The sequence below is a fragment of the Cryobacterium sp. BB307 genome (assembly GCF_012274275.1).
GTDB lineage: Bacteria > Actinomycetota > Actinomycetes > Actinomycetales > Microbacteriaceae > Terrimesophilobacter.
In genome coordinates, this window is the sequence record NZ_JAANZA010000001.1 from 1,182,147 (window position 1) to 1,204,576 (window position 22,430).

17 protein-coding genes and 1 tRNA gene are annotated in these 22,430 nt (G+C 66.1%); 12 read left to right on the plus strand and 6 right to left on the minus strand.

Annotated features, from left to right (window positions below; all coding sequences use genetic code 11):
* Positions 1-13 precede the first annotated feature (13 nt).
* On the minus strand, positions 14-454 hold the full coding sequence (locus HGK58_RS05825) for a nitroreductase family deazaflavin-dependent oxidoreductase (RefSeq protein ID WP_168626540.1): 441 nt from the start codon (positions 452-454) through the stop codon (positions 14-16).
* A 221-nt stretch (positions 455-675) separates the two neighbouring features.
* Between HGK58_RS05825 and HGK58_RS05830 the strand changes: the two genes are divergently transcribed.
* On the plus strand, positions 676-2,160 hold the full coding sequence (locus HGK58_RS05830) for an HNH endonuclease signature motif containing protein (protein WP_168626541.1): 1,485 nt from the start codon (positions 676-678) through the stop codon (positions 2,158-2,160).
* Positions 2,161-2,220: 60 nt separating this feature from the next.
* Here the strand turns inward: HGK58_RS05830 and HGK58_RS05835 are convergent, their stop codons facing one another.
* The 3 genes from HGK58_RS05835 to HGK58_RS05845 all read right to left on the minus strand — a co-directional run bounded on the left by HGK58_RS05835 (position 2,221) and on the right by HGK58_RS05845 (position 4,286).
* The gene (locus HGK58_RS05835; RefSeq protein ID WP_168626542.1) at positions 2,221-3,096 is read right to left on the minus strand and encodes an aminoglycoside phosphotransferase family protein; all 876 of its coding nucleotides are present in this window, start codon (positions 3,094-3,096) and stop codon (positions 2,221-2,223) included.
* Positions 3,093-3,566 carry a hypothetical protein gene (locus HGK58_RS05840; RefSeq protein WP_168626543.1) on the minus strand — a complete coding sequence of 158 codons (474 nt, stop codon included), beginning with the start codon at positions 3,564-3,566 and terminating at the stop codon, positions 3,093-3,095. Before HGK58_RS05840 ends, HGK58_RS05835 begins: the two co-directional genes overlap by 4 nt.
* 81 nt (positions 3,567-3,647) lie before the next feature.
* Complete coding sequence (locus HGK58_RS05845) at positions 3,648-4,286, minus strand: MBL fold metallo-hydrolase (protein WP_168626544.1); 639 nt, start codon at positions 4,284-4,286, stop codon at positions 3,648-3,650.
* A gap of 108 nt (positions 4,287-4,394) precedes the next feature.
* Between HGK58_RS05845 and HGK58_RS05850 the strand changes: the two genes are divergently transcribed.
* A complete protein-coding gene (locus HGK58_RS05850; protein WP_168626545.1) occupies positions 4,395-5,327 on the plus strand; it encodes a YegS/Rv2252/BmrU family lipid kinase in 933 nt (310 codons plus the stop codon).
* On the opposite strand, the gene HGK58_RS05855 is transcribed toward HGK58_RS05850, so the two are convergent.
* A complete protein-coding gene (locus HGK58_RS05855; RefSeq protein WP_168626546.1) occupies positions 5,324-5,773 on the minus strand; it encodes a hypothetical protein in 450 nt (149 codons plus the stop codon). The genes HGK58_RS05850 and HGK58_RS05855 overlap by 4 nt on opposite strands.
* Positions 5,774-5,874: 101 nt before the next feature.
* Here HGK58_RS05855 and HGK58_RS05860 point away from each other — a divergent pair.
* Both HGK58_RS05860 and HGK58_RS05865 read left to right on the plus strand, forming a co-directional pair.
* Positions 5,875-5,950: transfer RNA gene (locus tag HGK58_RS05860), tRNA-Glu, on the plus strand.
* Positions 5,951-6,310: 360 nt separating this feature from the next.
* Positions 6,311-8,590, plus strand: a complete 2,280-nt coding sequence (locus HGK58_RS05865) for an NACHT domain-containing protein (protein WP_210422618.1) — start codon at positions 6,311-6,313, stop codon at positions 8,588-8,590.
* 145 nt (positions 8,591-8,735) lie between these two features.
* Here HGK58_RS05865 and HGK58_RS05870 read toward each other — a convergent pair whose 3' ends face one another.
* Positions 8,736-9,407, minus strand: coding sequence for an NUDIX domain-containing protein (locus HGK58_RS05870; RefSeq protein ID WP_168626548.1), 672 nt, complete (start codon positions 9,405-9,407; stop codon positions 8,736-8,738).
* A 48-nt stretch (positions 9,408-9,455) separates the two neighbouring features.
* Here HGK58_RS05870 and HGK58_RS05875 point away from each other — a divergent pair, with 48 nt between their 5' ends.
* From HGK58_RS05875 to HGK58_RS05910, 8 genes are all read left to right on the plus strand, one after another.
* On the plus strand, positions 9,456-10,196 hold the full coding sequence (locus HGK58_RS05875; protein WP_168626549.1) for an MBL fold metallo-hydrolase: 741 nt from the start codon (positions 9,456-9,458) through the stop codon (positions 10,194-10,196).
* Between the two features lie 180 nt (positions 10,197-10,376).
* Positions 10,377-11,360, plus strand: coding sequence for a TerC family protein (locus HGK58_RS05880; RefSeq protein WP_168626550.1), 984 nt, complete (start codon positions 10,377-10,379; stop codon positions 11,358-11,360).
* A 50-nt stretch (positions 11,361-11,410) separates the two neighbouring features.
* The gene (locus HGK58_RS05885; protein WP_168626551.1) at positions 11,411-12,274 is read left to right on the plus strand and encodes a protein phosphatase 2C domain-containing protein; all 864 of its coding nucleotides are present in this window, start codon (positions 11,411-11,413) and stop codon (positions 12,272-12,274) included.
* Positions 12,271-13,350, plus strand: a complete 1,080-nt coding sequence (locus tag HGK58_RS14035) for an FHA domain-containing protein (RefSeq protein WP_168626552.1) — start codon at positions 12,271-12,273, stop codon at positions 13,348-13,350. The genes HGK58_RS05885 and HGK58_RS14035 overlap by 4 nt, the downstream gene beginning before the upstream one ends.
* Complete coding sequence (locus HGK58_RS05895) at positions 13,350-14,912, plus strand: serine/threonine-protein kinase (RefSeq protein ID WP_168626553.1); 1,563 nt, start codon at positions 13,350-13,352, stop codon at positions 14,910-14,912. Before HGK58_RS14035 ends, HGK58_RS05895 begins: the two co-directional genes overlap by 1 nt.
* The gene (locus HGK58_RS05900) at positions 14,909-15,625 is read left to right on the plus strand and encodes a hypothetical protein (protein WP_168626554.1); all 717 of its coding nucleotides are present in this window, start codon (positions 14,909-14,911) and stop codon (positions 15,623-15,625) included. Before HGK58_RS05895 ends, HGK58_RS05900 begins: the two co-directional genes overlap by 4 nt.
* A 240-nt stretch (positions 15,626-15,865) precedes the next feature.
* Entirely contained in the window at positions 15,866-21,430 is a 5,565-nt protein-coding gene (locus HGK58_RS05905) for an Ig-like domain-containing protein (protein WP_168626555.1), read from the plus strand.
* Between the two features lie 22 nt (positions 21,431-21,452).
* The gene (locus HGK58_RS05910; protein ID WP_168626556.1) at positions 21,453-22,421 is read left to right on the plus strand and encodes a MoxR family ATPase; all 969 of its coding nucleotides are present in this window, start codon (positions 21,453-21,455) and stop codon (positions 22,419-22,421) included.
* Positions 22,422-22,430: the final 9 nt, after the last annotated feature.

Below are 22,430 nucleotides of genomic sequence, written 5' to 3' on the forward strand. Positions count from 1 at the left end.
CGCGCGGCTTTCGTCAGTCGTCGAGCGGTTCGAGCACGAACACCGGAATGAGCCGCTCGGTCTTCTTCTGGTAGTTGGCGTAGGGCGGGTACGCCTCGACCGCGCGCTTCCACCACTCGTCGCGCTCGGCACCGGATGCTTCGCGCACGGAGTAGTCGCGCTTGGTGGGGCCGTCCTGCAGTTCGACGTGCGGGTTGGCACGCAGGTTGAACACCCAGGCCGGATGCTTGGGAGAGCCACCGCGAGACCCGATTACCGCGTAGTCGCCCTCATGCTCGACGCGCATGAGCGCCGTCTTGCGCAGCTTGCCGGATGTCGCTCCGATCGAGGTGAGGATGATGACCGGGCGCCCGTTGAGCATCGTGCCCTTGGTGCCGCCGGACGACTCGTAGAGTTCGGCCTGATCCCGCGCCCACTTGGACGTGCTCGGTTCGTATTCCCCCTGAAGTGGCATGGGGCGATTGTCCCACTTCCGGGTCGAGTTCTCGGTGGTCGAGCCTCTGGTGGTCGAGCTTGTCGAGACGTCGAGACCCGGATCTCGACGACCTCGATCACCCGCACGCTCGACCGCCGGCCTCCACTTCTCTCTTCCTCCACAGGTGGGCTTGAAAGTAGTTTCTAACAGATTCTCAAATCTGCTTGTGTAGCTGTGTTCGAGGCTGGGACAATTGATGCATGACCAGTTCCGCAGCTACGTTCAGCACCTCGCTCGAGGTCCTGCTGGCCGCTGCCGCCCGGATCGGCGTCGACGCGCCCGGTGCTCGGGCGCTGGGTGACAAGCAGCTGCTCAAGGCGCAGGCATCGTTGGCGGAGGCGAAGCGCAGTCTTGATGCTTGCGCGTCCGTGCTGGCCGGTGAGGTGGTGCGCCGCTCATCGGTGGAGGCGGGGTTCGGTGGGTTGGCGCGGAAGGAGGGGTTCCGCACCCCGGAGGCGCTGATCCGCGGGGTGACCGGCTCCACGGCCCGGGAGGCGACCACGCTGATTCGGGTCGGCAGCATGCTCAACGACGCCGACCTGCTGAACAACGCCGAGACCGCCGGCATCGACGACCCGGCAGGGCTCGCCTCGATGATGGCCGAGCCGTGGCTCGCACCCGTCGGGAAGGCCGTCGCGGCCGGCACCGTCTCGGTGGCTGGTGCGGAGGCGATCCGCACCGGGCTGGGCCGGCCGGGACCCGGTGTCACGACTGAAGACTTGACCGCCGCCGCGACCCGGCTGGTGACCGGCGTCGCCGAATCGGCGACCTCGCCCGGTGGCGCGCTCGATGCCGAGGGCCTGCTGCGGCTGGCCCGGGCCGCCCGGGATGACCTGGATGCGGCAGGGATCGTGGAGCGGGAGCGGCAGCGCCGGGCCTTGCGGTCGTTCCGCAGGTGGAAGCGGGATGACGGGATGACCCGGTACACCTGGGACCTCGACCCGGAGGGCGCCGCGCTGATCGATGACGTCTACGACAAGCTCACCTCACCACGCCGGGGCGGACCCCGCTTCACCACCGGTCCGGAGCAGGCCCGGGCGGAGCAGATTATGGCCGACACCCGCACCACCGAGCAGCTGGCCTCGGACGGGATGCTGGAGCTGATCCAGCTGGCCCTCGACACCGACCCGCAGGGTGTGGTCGGGGTGAACCGGCCCGCGGTGCGGGTGCTGGTGGCCGCCACAGACTTGACCGACCGGACCGGTCGGGGCTGGATCGAGGGCCAGGACTACCCGGTGTCGATCGCCACGGTGGAGCGCAACGCCTGCCTGAACGGCATCGAGCTGATCGTCTTCGACGACCGCCCCCTCCCGGTCAACCTCGGCCGTGAGCAGCGCTTCTTCAACCGGGCCCAACGCCGGCTGCTGGCCGCCCGCGACGGCGGCTGCGCCTGGCCCGACTGCGACCGACCCCCGGAGTGGACCGAGGCCCACCACATCCGCTGGTGGGAACGCGACGGCGGAACAACCGACATCGACAACGGCATCCTGCTTTGCCGCCACCACCACCTGCTGCTGCATGACGAGGGCTGGGAGATCGAAACCCGCGACCACGACCCGCTAGCCCGCTTCTGGCTCATCCCACCCCGCGACATCGACCCCACCCAAACACCAAGGCCGATGCCATCCAAATCACCGGCACTCGCCGACGCCCTCACCGCGGCCGAGCGACATCGGGCCACCTGAGGCACTCGGGGAGAACTCCGCCCAGCGACGGGTCTCGACAGGCTCGACCACCGAGATCGCCTACGCGTCGATGAGCACCTGCTCCAGCCCATGCCCACCGATCGCGCGCATCGCGGAGTCCGGCTCTGAGTGCACCAGAAACGCCGTCGACAGCAACAGCGCCCAGCCGTGCGCACGCAGCCAGGTGTCGTTGTCGGCATCGACGATCAGGTCCCTGAACGCGGTACGCACATCCGGGTCGAACGCCAGCCAGGCCACCGCTAGGTCGCTCGCCGGGTCCCCAGCGGTCAGGTCCCCGAAGTCGATGACGGCGCTCAGGGCTCCGGATGCGTTCACGAGCAGGTTCCCGGGATGCAGGTCGCCGTGCAGCCACACCGGCGGTCCTTGCCACGGCGGTGTTTCCACCAGCCGCTCCCACAATCGCCGCAACCGGTCAGCATCCGGCAGGTCAGCGGTCGCAAGCCGCTCCAGGAACACCGTCTCCCTTGACCGCAGCGGCACCCCGCGCACCGGGTTATGTGGCGCATCCGGTGGCGCCTGCTCGTGAAGCTCGTGCACGAACGCGGCCAGGTCGACCGCGAGCCTGCCGCGATCCTCCACCGGCAACCCGGTTGCGGCCGAGCCGTCGAACCACGGCAGGATGCTCCACGGCCACGGGTACGCCGGTGTCGGCACCCCGATCCGCTCCGGAACGGGGATCGGGACGCTCACCTGGCCAGCCAGTTCGGGCAGCCAGCGCTGCTCGTTGAGCGTCAGCTGCGCGGCGACCTCGCGCCGAGGCAACCGCACACCGAGCCGATCGCCGAGCCGGTAGATGGCGTTGTCCCAGCCGTTGGCGATCAGCGTGACTGGCCCCGCGACATCCGGATGCTGCGTCTCGACCAGGCGGGCAACCAGCGCGTCATCGACGCGGATGTCGGCGGCCGGCGTGCTCACCGGAGGATGTCCGCGGGCGGCGTGCGCCGAGGCGCAGGCAGGATGCTGCGCGCGGCGAGCACCACGAATGCGACGAGCAGACCGAGGATCGCGACGTCGCACGCGATGTAGAGGTAATGCAGGATCGAGCCGCTGTCTGCGGTGCCCGCAAGCACGGCATCCGTTCGCGCGTTCAGCATCGGCCGCACCACCAGCACCTCGAGCACCACCACGGCCCAGAGCGCGATCAGCACGCCGAACACGCCGCGCGAGACGCGTGGCCGCATACACGCCACGGTCAGCACAACCATCAGCACGACCGTCGAGATGTTCAGCGCGGTGAAGACGAGGCGGCCGATACCAAGGCCCAGTTCGATGGTGATGCCGGGGGCGAGGAACTTCAGCGGCGCCTCAATAAACGAGATCGCGGCGATCATCCCGAACATGATCGCGGGGATGGTCAGCCGCAGTACAGGTGAGATGCGCTCCACGGTCAGACGTAGTCGAATTCGGGTTCGTCGGGGTCAGCCATGCGGACATGTTCTCATGCTCCACTGGAACCGACCAGAGTGTCAGATGTCGAGTTCGTCGCCGGGCTCGAGGGGGAAGAACTCGCCGCCGATCGCCTCGGTGGAGAGCTTCACGCGGGCGTTGGAGAGGTCCTTGCCCGCTTTGGACAGCACCATCTCGTGCACGGTGAAGCTGCGCCGCGGCTTCACCTCGGCGACGTAGTCCATCGCCTCGGCGATCTTCATCCACGGCGCCGCTGCCGGCACCGCGAGGGTGTCGACCTCGACGTCCTCGGGCACGGTGAAGGAATCACCCGCGTAGTAGAGCAGGTCGTTCACCAGCACGCCGACGTTGTCGACGACGGGGATGCTGGAGTGGATGACGGCGTGCTGCCCACCGAAGAAGCGCAACGTGAACGGCTCGACCTCGACGGTGTCGCCGGCGCTCACCGCTTCTACCTTGAAGCCGTGGGCCGCGTCGACTACGCCCTGCGGGCCGAAGACTCGCGCATCCGGATTCTGCTTCAGGATGTGCTCGAGCTGGTCGGCCGTCCAGTGGTCGGCGTGCTCGTGGGTGATCACGATGGCCTTCACGTTGTTGGTGCCGATGAGCAGGGTCGTCCAGTTGCCGGGATCGATCACCAGGCTGCTGCCGCCCTGGTCCACGACAAGGCAGGAGTGCTCGTGCTTAGTGATTCTCATAGGCACAGAGTACTGAGCGATCTGGTGAAAACATGAGGAGCGGTCTGCCCCCGGTCTGGGGAGGAGGGGGCGAATCGCGGGCATCCGGATTCCCGCCATAATCGTGGGATGGTTACGACGGGGGCTAAGCGCATCGTCGTGGCCATCAACCCGAACGCGAGTTTCGGCAAGAGCCGCGCCGTCGGCCCGGCGGTTGTGCACACGCTGCGGGCGGCTGGCCACGAGGTGATCTCGCTCACCGAGCCGGACTACGAGCAGCTGCGCATCGTCGCCGAGCGTGAGGTGCGCCGGAAGCCGGATGCGCTCGTGGTGGTCGGCGGGGACGGCATGGTCAACCTGGGCGTGAACCTAGTGGTGAACACGAAGGTTCCGCTGGGCATCGTGCCGTCGGGCACCGGCAACGACATGTCGCGCGGGCTGGGCATTCCGGTGGGCAACACCGAGCTGGCGATCGACGCGCTGCTGGAGGCGCTCGAGCACAAGCCGCGGCTGATCGACGCCGGGCGGATGCGTCACGCCGGTGGTGAGAGCTGGTTCGCGTGCGTGTTCTCGGCCGGGTTCGACGCGATCGTCAATGAGCGCGCCAACCTGATGCGCTGGCCGCGGGGGAGAAGCCGCTACAACCTCGCGCTGCTGCGCGAGTTGGCGGCGCTGAAGCCGATCCGGTACCGGCTCGAGCTCGACGGGGAACCGCTGGAGACCGAGGCGGTGCTCGTGGCGGTCGCCAACAACGTCAGCCTCGGCGGCGGCATGCGGATCACCCCGGATGCGCTCCTCGACGATGGCCTATTCGACGTGCTGATCGTGCAGCCGCTGTCGCGCACGGCGTTCCTGCGGATCTTCCCGCGTGTGTTCAAGGGCACGCACGTGAGCGACGCGCGCGTGGACATCCGGCGCGCCCGTCGTGTGCGCGTGGATGCGGACGGCGTCGTGGCCTACGCCGACGGCGAGCGGATCGCGGCACTGCCGGTTGAGGTCGACGTGGTGCCGGATGCGCTGCGCATCCTGGCGAAGGCTCCCTCGCCTGCGAGTCGCGACTAGCTGTCGATGCGCGCCGGGTCGGTGGACACGCAGGTGTAGACCTGGTCGCCGTCGGCGTCCTTGTCATCGAGCGGGAAGACCATGAAGGTCTGCTCAGGGCGGGTCTCGAAGGTGCCCGCGGTCTTGAAGTCGGTGAACGCTGTTTCGCACGCGACGTTGACCGCATTCTGCAGCGAGCCGGCGTCGCTGATGTCGCCCCGGCTGAGCACGCCCTCGTCAAGCACGATGTTCTCGTGTTCGTCTGAGCACGGCACGACCGTCACCTCGCCGACGGTGCTGCCGTCGGCGGAGTTGAAGCTGAAGCAGTCACCGGGCATCAGGTCGCGCGCCGAAATCGTGGTGCTTTCGGTGACGCGGCCGCTGTCGTCCCGGGGTGGGCCGGACGCGCATCCGGCGAGAATCAGGCCGATCGAGACAGCAGCCATGGCGGACAGAACGCGCTTCAATGAGACCCCCTCGGTATACCAACCTGTTGAGCATGCCAGAGGCGGAGGCGTTTTGGAGAGCGGGCGCGCGGTGTGGCATACTCTTGGAGTTGTGCTGACGCGGCCCCATCGTATAGCGGCCTAGTACGCCGCCCTCTCACGGCGGTAACGCGGGTTCGAATCCCGCTGGGGTCACCAACCGAAAGCCCCCGGACGTTCTTCGTCCGGGGGTTCTTCTTGTCCGAAGCCGTTGCGTGCCAACGCTGCTGCCGCTTGTAATCGATGCGCCCGCTACAGCACCCGCATCGATAACAAGAGGACGCGGCGTTGGGTGCAACTATCGAAGAGCGTAAGAGGGTCACGCCTCTCCGGCCTGTTACCAGTCCAACACCGACTCAAATGGCTCCCTCGTCAGGTCGACGTCGTGCGTTGCAAGAAGCGATGGGTGGGAACAACGGGTGAGGAACCCGGCAAGTTTGCCTGCGTGACGAGTGTCCGGCTGAATCAACGGCCATGCGGTATACAGGGTGCGAGGACGTTCAAAGGAGAACTTGTCTAGTGAGTATTGCGCCGGAAGAGTCAGGGCAGGAATTCGAGTTGCGCGGGCTTGTCCTCGCGCGGGCGTTACATGACCCGATGGGTACCCAAGGCGCTGTGATGTACGCCGGCAAGGAACGTGACGGACTCTTTGTTGATCACAAAGACATCAACGCCTATGAGTTCACGACCCTTGCCACGAAGGAGAAGGCCCGGAAAGACGGCGAGAAACTGGGGGAGTTGCTCAAGGCGGTGGGCGCTCAGCGGGGCAACGCACTGAAGTCGAGATTGGGATGGTTTGTAACTAAGACCGAACCCACTGCGGATCAACGCTCTGTTATCGAGGCGATCTCGAAATCTTGCGGGGAGAGAATCAATGCGATCAGCATTGCGACCCTGCATCAGAGGATTTGCAACTCGGAACTCTATATTCAGGCCAGAGACAACGCTCCATTCGGAAGCATCACGTTCGGCGCGAGCGCTCGCAAGTCGGCCCCGAATGTCCCAGTGCGACTCATCACCTCAGGGGGTGAGTCGATTACTTCTGAAGACATGGCCGCTCGGCTAGTAGGAGGCGACCGCGCCCTACTGGTTGGAAATTACGGTGTGGGAAAGAGCCACACCCTTCGGGAGATATACCGACTACTCCGGAGAGAGCATTTCAGAAACGGCAAGCTCACGCCATTCCCCATCCACATCAACCTCCGCGATTGCGCGGGATTGAAGACGCCCGCCGAGATCCTTCGGCGACACGCGGAAGAAATCGGATTTGATCACGCGAACGGCCTGATCTCTGCATGGCGCGCCGGCGCCTGCATCCTCTTGCTTGATGGATTTGATGAGGTGGTGCCGGGCCGGTGGCTTGGGGGCGCAACAGATCTCAGGAACGTGAGATGGGAGGCTCTTAGCTCAATTCGGCGCCTGGTGAGCGAGACACCGGCTGGGGCCGGCATAGTCGTTGCTGGACGCTCGCACTACTTCTCGGGTCAAGCGGAAATGGTTTCGGCTCTTGGGTTTACGACACTTGAGCAATACAGCGTCCCGGACTTTGACGAGTCACAGCTCCAAGACTTCCTGAGTCAAGCTGGCGTTACCTGGACCGTGCCGGAGTGGGTTCCCATGCGCCCACTCCTTTTGGGTTATCTTGTCTCGATCGGAGCGGAAGACGCGGCCGGCGTGGCGGGGGCTGTCACGAGAGCGACGGGATGGCGTCGGTTCTTCGACGCCATTTGCGAACGAGAAGCGCAGATGTTTACTGCGGTCAGACCCGAAACCATTCGCAGCATCGTGTCGAGGGTGGCCACGCTTGCCAGGTCGCGTGTGGACGCGACCGGCCCCATCGACATGGATATGCTTCGTGCTGCGTTTGTGGCGGTGAACGGTCTACAGCCCGATGAAGAGGGCCTACAGCTGCTGCTTCGCCTGCCCGGTCTGGCTGTTTCGGACCCAAGTGACCAGTCCGATGTCCGGCTTTTCGTTGATCGAGACCTCGCAGACACCGCGTATGGACTGGACCTTGTCGAGTACGCCATCGCTCCCTACGGTGAAAGCCATCCCCTATCTTCGGTCGCATCCTGGGTGTCGGCTGCGAGCGATTTGGGAACGGAAGTTGCTGCCGACGCGCTAAGCGAGATGGGGCTGACCGTCGGCACGGTGATTGCGGCTCTCGCCGCGCGGGACAAGGCGGAGCAGTTCGACGCGGTGATGGCAGATCTCGTGAGGGTTTCAACTGAGATGCCATGGGACGACCGCAACATGACCAGCACATTCCTAATCACGGGGGTGTACTTCGAGCAACTGACGCTCTCGGATCACAAAGTCTTGAGCGCGACGACATTCAAGGACTGCGTAATCGAAAGGCTCGATGTGAGTGGTCTCGACGATAGTAGCTCGGTGCCCCATTTTCAGCAGGCTTTGATTGGACTCTTGGACGGTGTGGCGTCTCTCCCGGCTTGGTTGGAGCCACGGCTGGCGGACTGTGAGATAGATCGTTTCAGCACGTCCACGCAAACCACCGCGGGCATCATGGCTTTGGGAATCGACCGCGAATCTCGAATCGCCCTGACGATCCTCAAGAAGGTGTTTGGACAGCGTGGGTCCGCGCGCAAGGAAGGCGCGCTCAGCCGTGGACTGAGTCTCACCGATCGTCCCGTCGTGCACCGCGTGCTCGATGAGTTGATTTCACAGGGATGGATCCACAAGTCGATGTCGGGAAACAGCCCCCTATATGTTGGTTCTAAAGACAGACGCAAGGACGCAATGCGCGTTCTCGACACCCCTGCTGACTTCAAGCTTCGCTGAGGCGGATACGACGGGCGTCATATTCCGAATATGACTCCCGAACGGTCGTGCGACGTCGACCGATTGGCCACGGGGCGAAGTACTCAGCACCCGCTCGAATCAAGTGGTGTGCAGCTGCTGAGTGGGAGGTACGCCGACCTGGGGGTCACCGCTGGCGTGTCCGCGAGTAAAGCCAAGGCATGGCACCCGTTTCCAAACGGTGGCGCGGGCCTTCTGCGTCGAGTAGCGAATCGTCGTCGTAAGCGACGTCCGGGTGCCAGAGCACCGTCTTGCCTGCGAAACGGGTGACGAACTCCGCTAGATCGGCAGCTCGTCCGCGAGCCAAGGCATCCGCCACTGTCGCGTCACCCAGCAAGTCGTGCAGGGTCACCCACGTCGGCGGGAACAGCTTCAACGCACCCGCAGCATGCCGCTCCAAGGCATCCAACGGACGTATCCACTGAAACGCGACCGCCTCATCGGGATGCAACGACACCCGCCCCGAGGCTGCCGGCGCATAGAAGAACCAGGTCTGCATGCGCTTCGGGATGCCAGACGGCGGCGTCCACCGCGAGACCGTCACCAGATCGGAGGCCGAGACGACCAGCCCGGTCTCCTCCTCGACCTCGCGCACAGCAGCGACCCGCGCTGCCGCCTCGTCCGAATCAGCATCGAGACCGGCAGCATCCTCCGGATCAACCGCCCCACCCGGGAACACCCACGCCCCGGCGAACGACCCCCGATCGTGCGGCCGCTCCAGCAGCAGCACCTCAAGCCCGTCGGCGCCATTGCGAAGCAGCACGACCGTCGCCGCGATGCCGTGCAGTCCCTCGTCCACTAGAGCCTCCCGATCAAGAAGCAAAGCCTGCCGCTATTGTGAGCGACTATGACGCGGCTCGCCCAATGCATCCTCGCCCCCAACCCCGGCCCGATGACGCTGGACGGCACCAACAGCTACATCATCGCCACGCCGGATGCCGCAGCGACGGTCATCGTCGACCCCGGACCTCTCGACGAAAGCCACCTGGCCAAGCTCACCGCCCGCCCGGTCGAGCTCATCCTCATCACGCACCACCACCCCGACCACACCGAGGCAAGCGCCGAACTTCACCGCCGCACGGGCGCTCCAGTTCGCGCCGCCGACCCCGCTCACTGCATCAGCGGTGACCCGCTCACCGACGGTGAGCTCATCAAAGCCGGCGGCGCCAGCATCCGGGTCGTTGCCACCCCGGGCCATACAGCCGACTCGGTGTGCTTCGAACTCGCCGAAGACCGCTCGATGCTCACCGGCGACACCATCCTCGGCCGCGGCACGACCGTGATCATCCCGCCCGACGGCACCCTCGGCGACTACCTCGAAACCCTCGGAAGGCTGGGCGAGTTCGGCGCGCTCACGGTACTGCCTGGCCACGGCCCCGAGCTGCCCGACCTGGCCGCCATCGCCAGCCAGTACCTCGAGCACCGGCTCGCCCGGCTCGACCAGGTCCGCGAAGTCATCGCGGGCCTCGGCCGCTCCGTCACCGTCGAGGACGTGGCGAAGGCCGTCTACCCGGATGTCCGCGGTGACGTGAAGAAGGCGGCGCAGCAGTCCATCCGGGCGCAACTCGACTACCTGGCAACCGAGTGAACGCGTAACCAGAAGCGGAAACCTCAAACCGGTCGGATACAATCGGCAACGCGAAGGGGAGTATCCCACTTCACCGCAATCGTCAGTACGGGCCGATCGGCTCCGGGTGCGGTGGTGCCGAAGGGCACGGGAGAGACTTTCGTCTCTTTCCCGCACCGTCCCTAACGAACGGACACACCTTTGCAATTACCGCTGTGGTTCGAAATCGGCTCCCTGGCCGTGCTGACGCTCATCATCATCTTCGACCTCGTGCTCGCCTTCAAACGGCCACACGTCCCCTCCACGAGGGAATCCAGCCTCTGGGTCAGCTTCTACGTCGTGCTCGCGCTGATCTTCGCGGGCCTGATGTTCTGGCTCGGCGGCGTGCAGAAGGGCAGCGAGTTCATCGCCGGCTGGCTCACCGAATACAGCCTCAGCATCGACAACCTGTTCGTCTTCCTGATCATCATGGGCCGCTTCGCGGTGCCCAGGAAGTACCAGCAGGAAGTACTCATGGTCGGCATCATGATCGCCCTCGTGCTGCGCGGCATCTTCATCCTGCTCGGCGCGCAGCTGATCGCGAACTTCAGCTGGATCTTCTACATCTTCGGCGTCTTCCTGCTCTGGACGGCGTGGAACCAGGCGTTCACGAGCCATGAGGACGAGGCGGAGAGCGAGAACAGGATCATCGGATTCCTGCGCAAGCGCATCCGGATGACCGACCAGTTCGAGGGCGGCAAGCTCCGCACGGTCGTCGACGGACAGAGGATGTTCACGCCGATCCTGGCGGTGATCATCGCGCTGGGCACAACGGACCTTGTCTTCGCGGTCGACTCGATCCCGGCGATCTTCGGCATCACGCAAGACGCGTTCATCGTCTTCACCGCGAACATCTTCGCGCTCATGGGACTGCGGCAGCTGTACTTCCTGCTCGGCGACCTCGTCGAGAAGCTCGTCTACCTGCACTACGGCATCGCCTTCATCCTCGCCTTCATCGGTGTGAAGCTCGTGTTCCACGCGCTGCACACCAACGAGGTGCCGTTCATCAACGGCGGCGAGCCCATCCTGTGGGTGCCGGAGATCGGCACCGGACTGTCGCTCATCGTCATCGTCGCGGCGATGACCATCGCGACCGTGGCGAGCCTGATGCGGATGCGCAAGGACCGCGACCGGATCAGCAGCTGAGCCGCACTTGCTAACCTCGTTGTCGGGGTAGACGCGGGGGAGAGGTTTTCATGACGGATGCTGAGCACGAGTTCGTGCTGACGTCGCCCGGCATCCGGATGCGCTTCTCGTCGTCCTCTGACCGCGGCAAGGTGCGCACGGTGAACGAGGACAGCATGCTCGTCGCGCCACCGCTGTTCCTCGTCGCTGACGGCATGGGCGGCCACTCGTTCGGCGACCGCGCGAGTCAGCAGGTCATCGAGACGTTCTCGCGCGGCATCGAGGACGGCAGCGTGCTGACGCCGGATCGCGTCGTCGAGCTCATCAACGAGTCGAACACTGCGGTCGTCGCGCTGACCAGCGACGATCCGGATGCCGTGTGCGGCACCACCCTCGCCGGCATCACCGTCGTCGAGGTCGGCGTCGAGCCGCAGCACCACTGGATGGCGTTCAACGTCGGCGACTCGCGTGTCTACAGCTGGGACGGTCGACGCCTGGAGCAGGTGACCGTGGACCACTCTGCCGTGCAGGAGCTGCTCGACCTGGGCGAGATCTCCGCCGAGGAGGCGATCGCGCATCCGCATCGCAACGTCATCACCCGGGCGATCGGCGTGGGCGCGGAGGTGGACGCCGACATCTGGCTGTTGCCGCTGGGCGGCAGCCAGACCTTCCTGCTGTGTTCGGACGGGCTCAGCAAGGAGCTCGACGATGACCTCATTGCGGGCATCCTCGCCGACGTGAGCAAGCTCGCCACCGGCCAGGAGCTCGCCGACCGGCTGGTCGAGGCGGCGCTCGCCGCGGGCGGCACCGACAACGTCACGGTCGTCGTGGTTGAGGCGCAGTCGCTCGACACCGAGCGTCTCGAAGAGGAAACCAGCGACCGCTACGCTCTCCCGAACCACCTCGAGCAGACCCGACCAAGGAAGAGAAAGTGAAGCAGGTCACCTACGCACCCGACTCGGCCGGCTGGCTGGCGCTCGCTTCCGACGCCCGGCTTCTCGTCGTCAAGGTGACGGATGCGTCGACCGCCGAGCTGTACTGGCCCGCGGTGAATGCGGGCTTCCCGGCAACCGTCGACGCGCTCGCCAAGGGCGGGTTCTCCGCGATTCCGTCGTTCGCGCTGCTCGAGCGCGAAGGCTCCGCGCTCCGCGTCATCGTGCGCGGCTCTGCGACCGTGCGGGTGTCTGCGACGTCGGGCGACACCGTGCTGGATGGTGCGGCGGTGACGACCTGGACCGAGTATGTCGTTCCGGATGCGCTCGGTTTCGACGTGTCCATTGACGCCGCCGGCGCGCTGCCGGTGCTGCCGCTGTCGAACGGCGCGGCGTTCGCGTCGCGCCTGGTGGGAACGGTCGACGTCGCGTCGGCAGCACCTGCCATCGCCGAGGTGCCCGAGGCGACGCTCAGCGAGGTCACCTTGAACGTGCCGGATGCCGACGCGCCGGCGGTCTCGGCGCCGGTGGAGGCTCCGGAGAGCGACTACGACTACCTGTTCGGCGACACGATGTACCGCAACGTCGCTGACGCGGCGGTGCACGCCCCCGAGACCCAGGACGATGCCCCCGACCTCGCCGGGGACCACGACGGCATGACGATCGTGACCGACGACATCCGGAAGCTGCGCGGCGAGCGCAAGTCCGCACCGACGCCCACGCGCGCGACGGAACCGGAGCCGACGCTGCATCTAACCCTGTCCACCGGGTTGCGAGAACCACTTGATGCGCCGATCATCATTGGGCGTGCGCCGAGCGCCAGCAAGGTGTCGGGTGGGGCGCTGCCCCGACTGGTGACCATCCCCGGCGACCAGGACATCTCCCGCAACCACGCTCAGGTCACCGTCGAAGGCGGCACGGTCGTGGTGACCGACCTGCACTCGCGCAATGGCACCCAGGTGATCCTGCCCGGCAAGGCGCCGCAGCGGCTGCGGGCCGGCGAGCCCACCTCGGTCATCGTCGGGACCGTGATCGATCTGGGAGGCGGAGTCACGCTCATGGTCGGGCAGGACGCCTGATGCGCCGCCCGACCTCGACACCGCCCGAGCTGCCCGGCTACACCTTCGTCAACGTGCTCGGCTCCGGCGGGTTCAGCGACGTCTTCCTCTACGACCAGCAACTGCCGAAACGCCGGGTCGCGGTGAAGGTGCTGCTCACCGAGGAACTCAGCGGAGCCAACCGCGCCGCGTTCGTCGCCGAGGCGAACGTCATGGCGCAGCTGTCCGCGCATCCGTACATCGTCTCTATCTTCCACGCGGACGTAGCCAAAGACGGCCGGCCGTACTTCGTCATGGAGTACTGCTCCGGCCCAAGCCTCGCCGAGCGCTACAAGGCCCGACCGCTCGAGGTCGCCGACGTGCTGCGCACCGGCATCCGGGTGGCCGGAGCGGTCGCAACCGCGCACTCCGCCGGCATCCTGCACCGCGACATCAAGCCGGCGAACATCCTGACCAACGACTACGGCTGGCCGGCGCTCACCGACTTCGGCATCTCATCAACGGTTGATGACGACCTGGCGGTGCACACCACGACACTGAGCCGCGGCGGTGACACCGGCGGCACGAGCGGTGGAACGTCGGTCGGCATGTCCGTGCCGTGGTCGCCCCCAGAGATGTTCGAGGACGATCCGAAGCCGGATGTCCGCGCCGACGTGTTCTCGCTCGCCGCCACCATGTACACGCTGCTGGCCGGGCACACGCCATTCGAGCTGCGCGGCCGCTCCAACGGCACGCTCGACCTGATCGGCCGGATCGAGCGCGGCGCGATCACCCCGTTCGACCGTGAGGACATCCCGCGCTCGCTCGTTGCCGTGCTGCACAAGGGGATGGCGACGCATCGGGATGACCGGTTCGCCACCGCGGTCGACTTCGCGCGGGCGCTGCAGCGCGTCGAGCTCGAGCTCGGGTACGCGCCGACCACAATCGACGTGCCGAACCTGGTCATTGCGGCGCCAGAGGCGATTGCAGGCGACTCGAGCGACGACGAGACGCGGGTGCGTGGTGTCGCCACGATCGAGGCGCAGCCCGCTGCGGCGCAGCCCGCGGCATCCGCTGGCCAGGTCGACGATGTCGCCACCGAGACCGTCGCGCGCGCCCGGCCGGTGCAGGCCGGGCCCGCCGTCAGCCGGCAACCCGAGCCGGAACTGGATGCGCCAGTCAAGTCGCGGGGCCGAACCCTCGCGATCGTCGGTACCGCGGTCGCGGTGGTCGTGCTCGCCGCAGCGGTGACCGTCGGCATCATCTTCTTCGGCGGCCGCGACTCGGAGGCCACCACACCGACTGCGGCACCGCCACCGGGCGGCAACTCCGCGATCGTGGAAACCGTGCCGGTGCCGACCCTCGTCTCGGCGACCGAGAGCGGCGGAGCGATCGAGTTCACCGTCGAGCACGCGAAGGCGAAGGAGGGCGACTCCTACCGCTGGCAGCGCATGTTCGGTAGGGAGAACGAGCCCGTGCAGGCGTCCAAGACCGGCACGTTCACCGTCGACGGCTTCACTGGCGGCGAGCTGTGCGTCGAGGTGTGGGTGGTGCGCGACGGTCGCCAGTCGCCAGACCCGCTTCAGGGGTGCTACCCGCAATGAAGCCGTTGAGGGTTGAGTTCTGCGGCGAGTGGTACGACGTGGCGCCCGGCGCCGACTTCCACATCGGACGCGAATCCGACCTCGTCATCGACGAGAATCCGTACTTGCACCGCCGCTTCCTGCGCATCTACGACGATTACGGCCTGTGGTGGCTGGGCAATGTCGGCAACCTGCTCACCGCGACGGTGACGGATGCGTCGGGTCAGGTGCAGACCTGGCTGTCGCCGGGTGCGCGCATCCCGATCGTCTTCCAGCGGATGCAGGTGCTGTTCAGTGCTGGTTCGACCACGTATGAGTTCGCCATCCATTCGGAGGAGGACTACTACAACACGTCGAGCCCGCTCGGCAGGGAAGCGGGAGCGACCACCATCGGCCCGGTGCCGCTGACCACCAGCCAGCGGCTGCTGATCGTCGCGCTCGCCGAGCAGGTGCTGCGGCAGGACTCACCCGGCCGCGGTGAGATCCCGTCGTCGGCGGAGGCCGCGGAACGGCTGCACTGGTCGATGACGACGTTCAACCGCAAGCTCGACAACGTGTGCGACAAGTTGGACAAAGTCGGTGTCTCGGGTCTGCGCGGCGGTCGCGGCAAGCTGGCCACGAGCCGCAGGCTGCGCCTGGTGGAATACGCGGTCGCGACCCACCTGGTCAGTAAGGAAGACCTCTACCTGCTGGATCGCAACGACGCTGAACACACCGGCGGAACCGCTGGTTGAGGGATTACGAGTATCCGCTGGTTGAGGGATTACGCGTAGCGCAATCGTCTCGAAACCGGCTCGCGCGGGTGCACCATCCGTGCGCGGGTCGAATTCGACCCGCGCCCGGAAGTTCGACCCGCGCGAGCGCCGGGATGGGGAGTTCTCCCCATACAGAGCGGTCCACCAAGCTGGCAATACCCTGTTAACCTTGACGTGATTCAGTCGACTGACAACTAGGACAGGCAACGGGAACCGGGCTTGAGCTTTCTCGGCAATTGGACGAAGCGACGCAAGACCGTCGCATCCACCGTCGCAATTGCTCTAATCGCCGGTATACCGGTCACGATGGCCGTTCTGCACCCCGGCTTCCCGGTCACCGACGTCGAACTGAACGCACGCGACGTCTGGGTCACCAACGGTGAGCAGCTGCTCGGCGGCCGCCTCAACCGCCAGATTGATGAGCTCAACGGCTCGGTCGCGGCATCCAGCCCCAACTTCGATGTGCTCCAGGAGGGCGACGCCCTCTTCATGCATGATCCGGATGCCGGGCGCATCGAGTCCGTCGACCCGTCGTTCACGCGGGTCAGCTCGGCGATCGACGTGCCCAAGGGCGCCGACGTCGACTACGGCGGCGGGCAGCTCGCGATCACCTCGGCCTCCGGCGACGTCTGGCTGATCTCCGCTGCCGGCGACCTGCAGTTCAACTACACCTCAACGCCTCCGTTGCTCGAGCTCGGCGCGGGTGGCCAGTCGGTCCTGACTAAGACCGGCACCCTCATCGCGGTGAGTCCGGACGACAAGACGATCTACCGCTATGAGGTCGGCGCGGAGGCGCCGGTCGAGTCGGCGTTCCCCGGTGTTGGTGACTTCCAGCTCACGGCGGTCGGCGAGCGGGCGGTAGTGCTCGACCAGTCCACCAATGACCTGATCAAAGAAGACGGCACGATCTTCCGCCTGGGCGACGAACGTGCCGTTCGCCTCCAGCAGGTGAGCGACGACGTCTCGTACGCGAGCGCGGCCACCGCGAACTCCCTGCTCAAGGTCGATCTCGCATCCGGATCCGTCGAGACGATCGACGCGGGAATCGCAGGAGGCGGCTCGGCGAGCGGCGTGGCCGCTCCCGTGTGGCTCGACGGATGCCTGCACGGCGCCTGGGCGGCGGGCCAGCGTTACGTCCTCGCGTGCGACGGCCAGGAACCGCAAGGTGCAGACATCGACCAGCCGACCCAGGGAAGCCGGCTCGAGTTCCGCGTCAACCGCTCGGTTATCGTGCTGAACAACCTCGACAACGGCAACGTCTGGCTCGTTGACGAGAACATGCGCCTCGTTGAGAACTGGGACGAGGTCACCCCGCCCGAGGAGCAGGAGGGCGAGAAGGGCGACGAGAAGTCGACAACTCAGTCGTTCGAGGAGACCCTCGCCGAGCGCACAGAGCAGAACCGACCGCCGCTCGCCCGCGACGACGACTTCGGTGTGCGGCCGGGCAAGACAACGATCCTGCCGCTGCTGAACAACGACAGCGATCCGGATGGCGACGTCCTGGTCATCGCGGCCCACGGGGCGATCGCCGAATCCACCGGCGTGCTTGACCTCATCGACGGTGGACGGGCGCTGCAATTCACGCCAGCGCCCGGGTATGTCGGCACCATCACCTTCGGCTATACCGTCGACGATGGCCGCCCGGCCGGACGAGCGGATGCTCAGGTCACCATTCGCGTTGTGCCGATGGACGTCAATAACCCGCCCGTCGAAGTTCGCACCAGCGGTGTCACGGTCGAGGTGAACCAGACCGTCAGCTACAACGTGCTCACCGACTGGATCGATCCGGACGGTGACGACCTCTTCCTGCTCGGTGCTGCACCGAAGTCCGCCGACCTGGTGCAGTTCACGCCCGACGGCTTCGTCACCTTCAGCCACCAGACCTCGGAGGTCGGCGCCAAGGAGGTGGTGTTCCAGGTCACCGACGGCATCGGGGCCCCGGTGCAGGGCACCCTCAACGTCGACGTGCAGCCCACCGGCGCACTCAATCCGATCGGCACACCCGACTTCGCCACGACGTTCGTCGGCGAGACCGTGGTCGTGAAGCCGCTCGCCAACGACCTGTCGCCATCCGGGGCCCAGCTCTCGTTGGCGGCGTTCGAGCAGCCCAGCGGCAGCGCATCCGCCTGGTTGAACACCGACCAGGGAACCATCACCTTCCTATCGCCCGACCCAGGCGTCCACTACGTCAAGTACACGGTCGCGGCTGGCGCCAACTCGAGCGTCGGCATCATCCGGATCGACGTTCACGAGAAGGGGGGTGAGGAACTCCCGCCGATCGCCGTCAAGGACACCGCCTACCTGCGCGGCGAGGAACCGACCACGGTGTCGGTGCTCGCCAACGACGTGAGCCCGAGCGGGCGCATCCTCGCCATCCAATCGGTCGACGTCGACCCCGCACTTGTGGCCAAGGGCCTCAAGGTCGAGGTGCTCGAGAGCACACTCGTGCGCGTCACCTCCCCGGCAGCGCTCGACGGGCAGGTGCAGTTCGGTTACACCGTCTCCGACGGGCTGAACACCGCCACCGCGGGTGTGACCGTCGTGCCGGTCCCGCCGCTCACGAAGCACCAACCGCCGGTGGCTGAGAACGACTTCGCCAAGGTGCGCGTCGGCGACATCATCACGGTGCACGTTCTCGACAACGACTTCCACCCGGATGATGTGCCGATGAGCGTTGACCCCGAACTGATCACCGCACCCGATGCCGGCATCGCGTTCGTCAACGGTGATACCGTGCGCTTTCAGGCACCGACAGAACCGGGCCAATACCGCGTCGATTACCGCGTGATCGACCCGTTCGGAGAGACGTCGGCCGCAACCGTGACCTTCACGGTTACGCCGCTCGACGAGGACGGCAACCAGGACCCTGTGCCCGCCCCTCTGGTGGCGCGAGTGCTCGAAGGTGGCACGATCACCGTCGACATTCCGCTCGACGGCATCGACCCCGACGGCGACTCGGTACAGCTCCTGAACTTCCCGACCAACCCGACGCTCGGCTCGGTGATCGAGAGCAGCGGCGGCTCGTTCGTCTACGAGGCAGCCAAGGGTCTGTACGGCACCGACTCGTTCAGCTACGAGGTCTACGACGCGTTCGGCGCGACCGGTGTTGGCGAGATCAAGATCGCCGTGATCCCGGAGCCGGCGGTCAGCCAGGATCCGATCGCCGTCCCGGACAACGTTTCGGTGCGGCCGGGCAGGCTCGCGCAGGTCGACCTGATGGCCAACGACTCCGACCCGCAGGGCGCGCCGATCAAAGTCAGCGACGAGCTCATCGACGTGCCCGCTGACGTGACCGCGAGTGTGGTCGACGGCCGATACCTGCTGCTCGAGGCGCCGGATGCCGAGCGCTCCTTCTCGCTGCGCTACGAGCTCACCAACGACCGCGGCGGACGCAACGTCAGCTACGTGCTCGTTCAAGTCACTCCGGATGCCCCGCTGCTGCCGCCCACCGCGCAGGACTACGCGATCGAGACCAAGGACATCGCCGGTCAGGCCTCGATCGAGATCAACCTGTTCGACGGATCGGTGTTCAACCCTGGTGGCCGCACCGAGGACCTCGTCGTCGAACTCGTGGGCCCGAACGCCGGTTCGGCGGAACTGCTCGAACAGAACGGGCGCATCCAGGTCACCCCGAAGCCGACCAGGCAGGCGATCGCCTACCGGGTGACGAACGATGTCGACGACCTCAGCGCGATGGCGTTCATCCTGGTGCCGGCCGCAGCCGATGAAGGCTTCGATGATCCGCCGATCATCGACCCGAACCTGCCAGAGCAGATCCTGTTCATGAACGAGACGCGCGAGTGGGACCTGAACGATCTCGTCTACGCGCCATCCGGACGCGACGTCTGGATCGCCGACCCCGACTCGGTGAGCGGCGTACAGAGCAACGGTGACGCGATCTTCATCGACAAGGACAGCCTGCGGTTCACGCCCGGACTCGACTACCGCGGGCCGGCTGCCATCAACTTCACCGTCACCGACGGTGCGTCGAAGAACGACCCGAAGGGCAACTGGGCGACCTTGCGGCTGCCCATCATCGTCGGTGACCCCGAGTTCCGGGATACCCCGCCGACCTTCACACCGCCCAGCCCGCAGCTGGAGATGGGGGAGTCGGTCACCATCGACCTTCGCGAGTCGACCGCGCACCCGAACCCGTCGATTCTCGGCCAGGTCACCTACTCGGAGATCACCGGCGCCGGTGCACAGTTGTCGGCCTCCCTCAACGGCTCGCAGCTGACCCTCAGCACACCGCGCAACACCCCGAAGGGCACCACGTTCGACCTCGGCGTGAAGTTGCGCTGGGACAAGTTCGAGGTTCCAGGTCAGGTGCACGTGACGATCGTGTCGTCGTCGCGGCCGCTGCCGGTCGCTGTGACCGATGACCTGGAGACGCAGCGCGGCGACGGCCCGGTGACTGTGCAGGCGCTCGGCAACGACTCCAACCCGTACGAGACGACGGGCGAACCTTTGCGCATCGTCGGCGCGCAGGTGCAGAACACCGGTGAGCCCGCTGGCGTGACCTTCACCGGCACCTCCGTGACCATCAGCCCGAGTGTGGCGCTCAAGAGCGGCGTGATCGAGGTCATGTACACGGTCGAGGACGCGACCCAGGATCCCGACCGCCGCGCCAACGGCATCATTCGCCTTGTGGTCAGTGATGTCCCGGATGCGCCTGCCCCGCCGTCGAGAGACCCCGACTCGAACATCGGCTCCGACGGTTCCGCGACCATCAGGTTCGTCGCACCGGCCTCGAACGGCAAGCCGATCAGCAGCTACGAGGTGCGCTCCAACCCGTCGGTCGCGACCCCGGCGAACTGCACCGCCGGCGCGGCCTGCACGATCGGCGGGTTGAGCAACGGCACTGCGTACACCTTCTCGGTGCGCGCCATCAACGAGCACGGCCCGGGAACCTGGTCGGCCTTCAGCCAGCCGATCACTCCGTACGGCACGCCGGCGCAGGTGCAGCCGAGCAAGTCGAGCCAGTCGAAGTGGGCGCCCGCGTCCATCTCCTGGTCGTGGCCGCTTGTCGCGGGCACCGGTGGCAGCACCACGTACCACTGGCAGGTGACCCGCGGCGGCTCCGTCGTCGGCAGCGGCAGCGGCGTCGACCTCGGCAGCGCGACCGTGACGAACCAGCCTGCTGGCAGCTACACGATCACGGTGTACGCGCAGAACTCGGGCGGCAAGGCGGGTCCGTCGGGCACCAACTCGACGACCGTGAACTCGCAGACCGTGCCCGGAGCCCCGACGAACGTCAGCGGAAACCGCGGAAGTGCCACCGGCCCGACCAGCATCTCCTGGTCGTGGGGCACGCCGTCGAACGCCGGCGCAGGGGAGGCGGTCACCGACAACCTGCAATACCAGTACCGAGTCAATGGCGGCGGCTGGTCGGGTTGGAGCGGCGCTAGGAGCCACACCACGTCGGTTGGAAACGGCGGCGGTACGTTCACTATCGAGGTCCGGGCGCAGAACAACGCCGGCCCCGGGCCAATCGGCAGCGCGACAGTGTCGGTGAACCCCAAGCCGCCGGAGCCGCGGGTGACTCTGACCACGGGAACTCGCGTTATCTGCGAGAGCAGCCAGTCGTTCGGATGCCACACGTACAGAATCACGCTCCACGACTTCGGCAGCGGCACTCACAATGTGACGTTGCATTGCCAGACGACGACCTGGAACCGTCAGTTCTCCGGAAACACTTGGGAGAGCCAGGCGCACTGCGGTTACCGGGACGCTTACGTCGTGGTTGACGGAGTCGAGAGCAACCACGTGGACTTCAGACCTTGACCCTCGGAGAGAAAGACAGAAAATGCCAGTAACACAGGAGCAGGCCGCCTGGTTCGCCGACGCGTTCGACAAGCTGATCGCGAACGTCGAGAAGGCGATCGTGGGCAAGAACGAGGTGATCCGACTCGTGCTGACCGCGCTCGTCAGTGACGGGCACGTGCTGCTCGAGGACTACCCGGGCACCGGCAAGACCGTGCTCGCGAAGGCGCTGGCCAATACGCTCGACGGTTCGACCTCGCGCATCCAGTTCACGCCCGACCTGCTGCCTTCCGACGTCACCGGGGTGCAGATCTTCGACCAGTCGAAGGGCAAGTTCGAGTTCCACCCTGGGCCGATCTTCGCGTCCATCGTGCTCGCCGATGAGATCAACCGCGCCAGCCCTAAGACCCAGAGCGCCCTGCTCGAGGTCATGGAGGAGGGCGTCGTCACGATCGACGGCGAAGGACACTCGGTCGGCGCACCATTCCTCGTCATCGCGACACAGAACCCCGTCGAGCAGGCGGGAACCTACAAGCTCCCTGAGGCGCAGCTTGACCGCTTCCTGATCAAGACCTCGCTCGGCTACCCAGACACGAAGACTGCCGTCTCTTTGCTGATGGACTCGGCGACCCGAGCGCGCGCATCCCTCGTCTCGCCGATCATCAAGCCCGACTCGATCGTCGCGATGGCGGCACTCGCCAACGAGGTCTTCGTCGAAGAGTCGGTCATGCAGTACCTCAGCGACATCGTCGACCAAACCCGAAAGAACAAGGACGTCGTTCTCGGCGTCAGCATGCGCGGCGCGATGGCGCTCGCACGCGCCGTGAAGACCTGGGCGCTCATGAAGGGCCGCACCTACGCGACCCCGGACGACGTACGCGAACTCGCTGGGCCGGTGCTGGCACACCGTCTGGTGCTCGACCCGGAGTCCGACTTCGCGGGAGTCAAGGCGGATGACGTGATCGAACGCATCCTGCTCGACATCGAACCGCCGGCCTACCGGGCAGCCTGAGGCCGATCC

What these genes read in the sequence shown, in the direction of transcription:
- HGK58_RS05825 (WP_168626540.1), bottom strand. Translation starts at nt 454, where the DNA reads ATGCCACTTCAGGGGGAATACGAACCGAGCACGTCCAAGTGGGCGCGG.
- HGK58_RS05830 (WP_168626541.1), top strand. Translation starts at nt 676, where the DNA reads ATGACCAGTTCCGCAGCTACGTTCAGCACCTCGCTCGAGGTCCTGCTG.
- HGK58_RS05845 (WP_168626544.1), bottom strand. Translation starts at nt 4,286, where the DNA reads ATGAGAATCACTAAGCACGAGCACTCCTGCCTTGTCGTGGACCAGGGC.
- HGK58_RS05850 (WP_168626545.1), top strand. Translation starts at nt 4,395, where the DNA reads ATGGTTACGACGGGGGCTAAGCGCATCGTCGTGGCCATCAACCCGAAC.
- HGK58_RS05875 (WP_168626549.1), top strand. Translation starts at nt 9,456, where the DNA reads ATGACGCGGCTCGCCCAATGCATCCTCGCCCCCAACCCCGGCCCGATG.
- HGK58_RS05885 (WP_168626551.1), top strand. Translation starts at nt 11,411, where the DNA reads ATGACGGATGCTGAGCACGAGTTCGTGCTGACGTCGCCCGGCATCCGG.
- HGK58_RS05895 (WP_168626553.1), top strand. Translation starts at nt 13,350, where the DNA reads ATGCGCCGCCCGACCTCGACACCGCCCGAGCTGCCCGGCTACACCTTC.
- HGK58_RS05900 (WP_168626554.1), top strand. Translation starts at nt 14,909, where the DNA reads ATGAAGCCGTTGAGGGTTGAGTTCTGCGGCGAGTGGTACGACGTGGCG.
- HGK58_RS05910 (WP_168626556.1), top strand. Translation starts at nt 21,453, where the DNA reads ATGCCAGTAACACAGGAGCAGGCCGCCTGGTTCGCCGACGCGTTCGAC.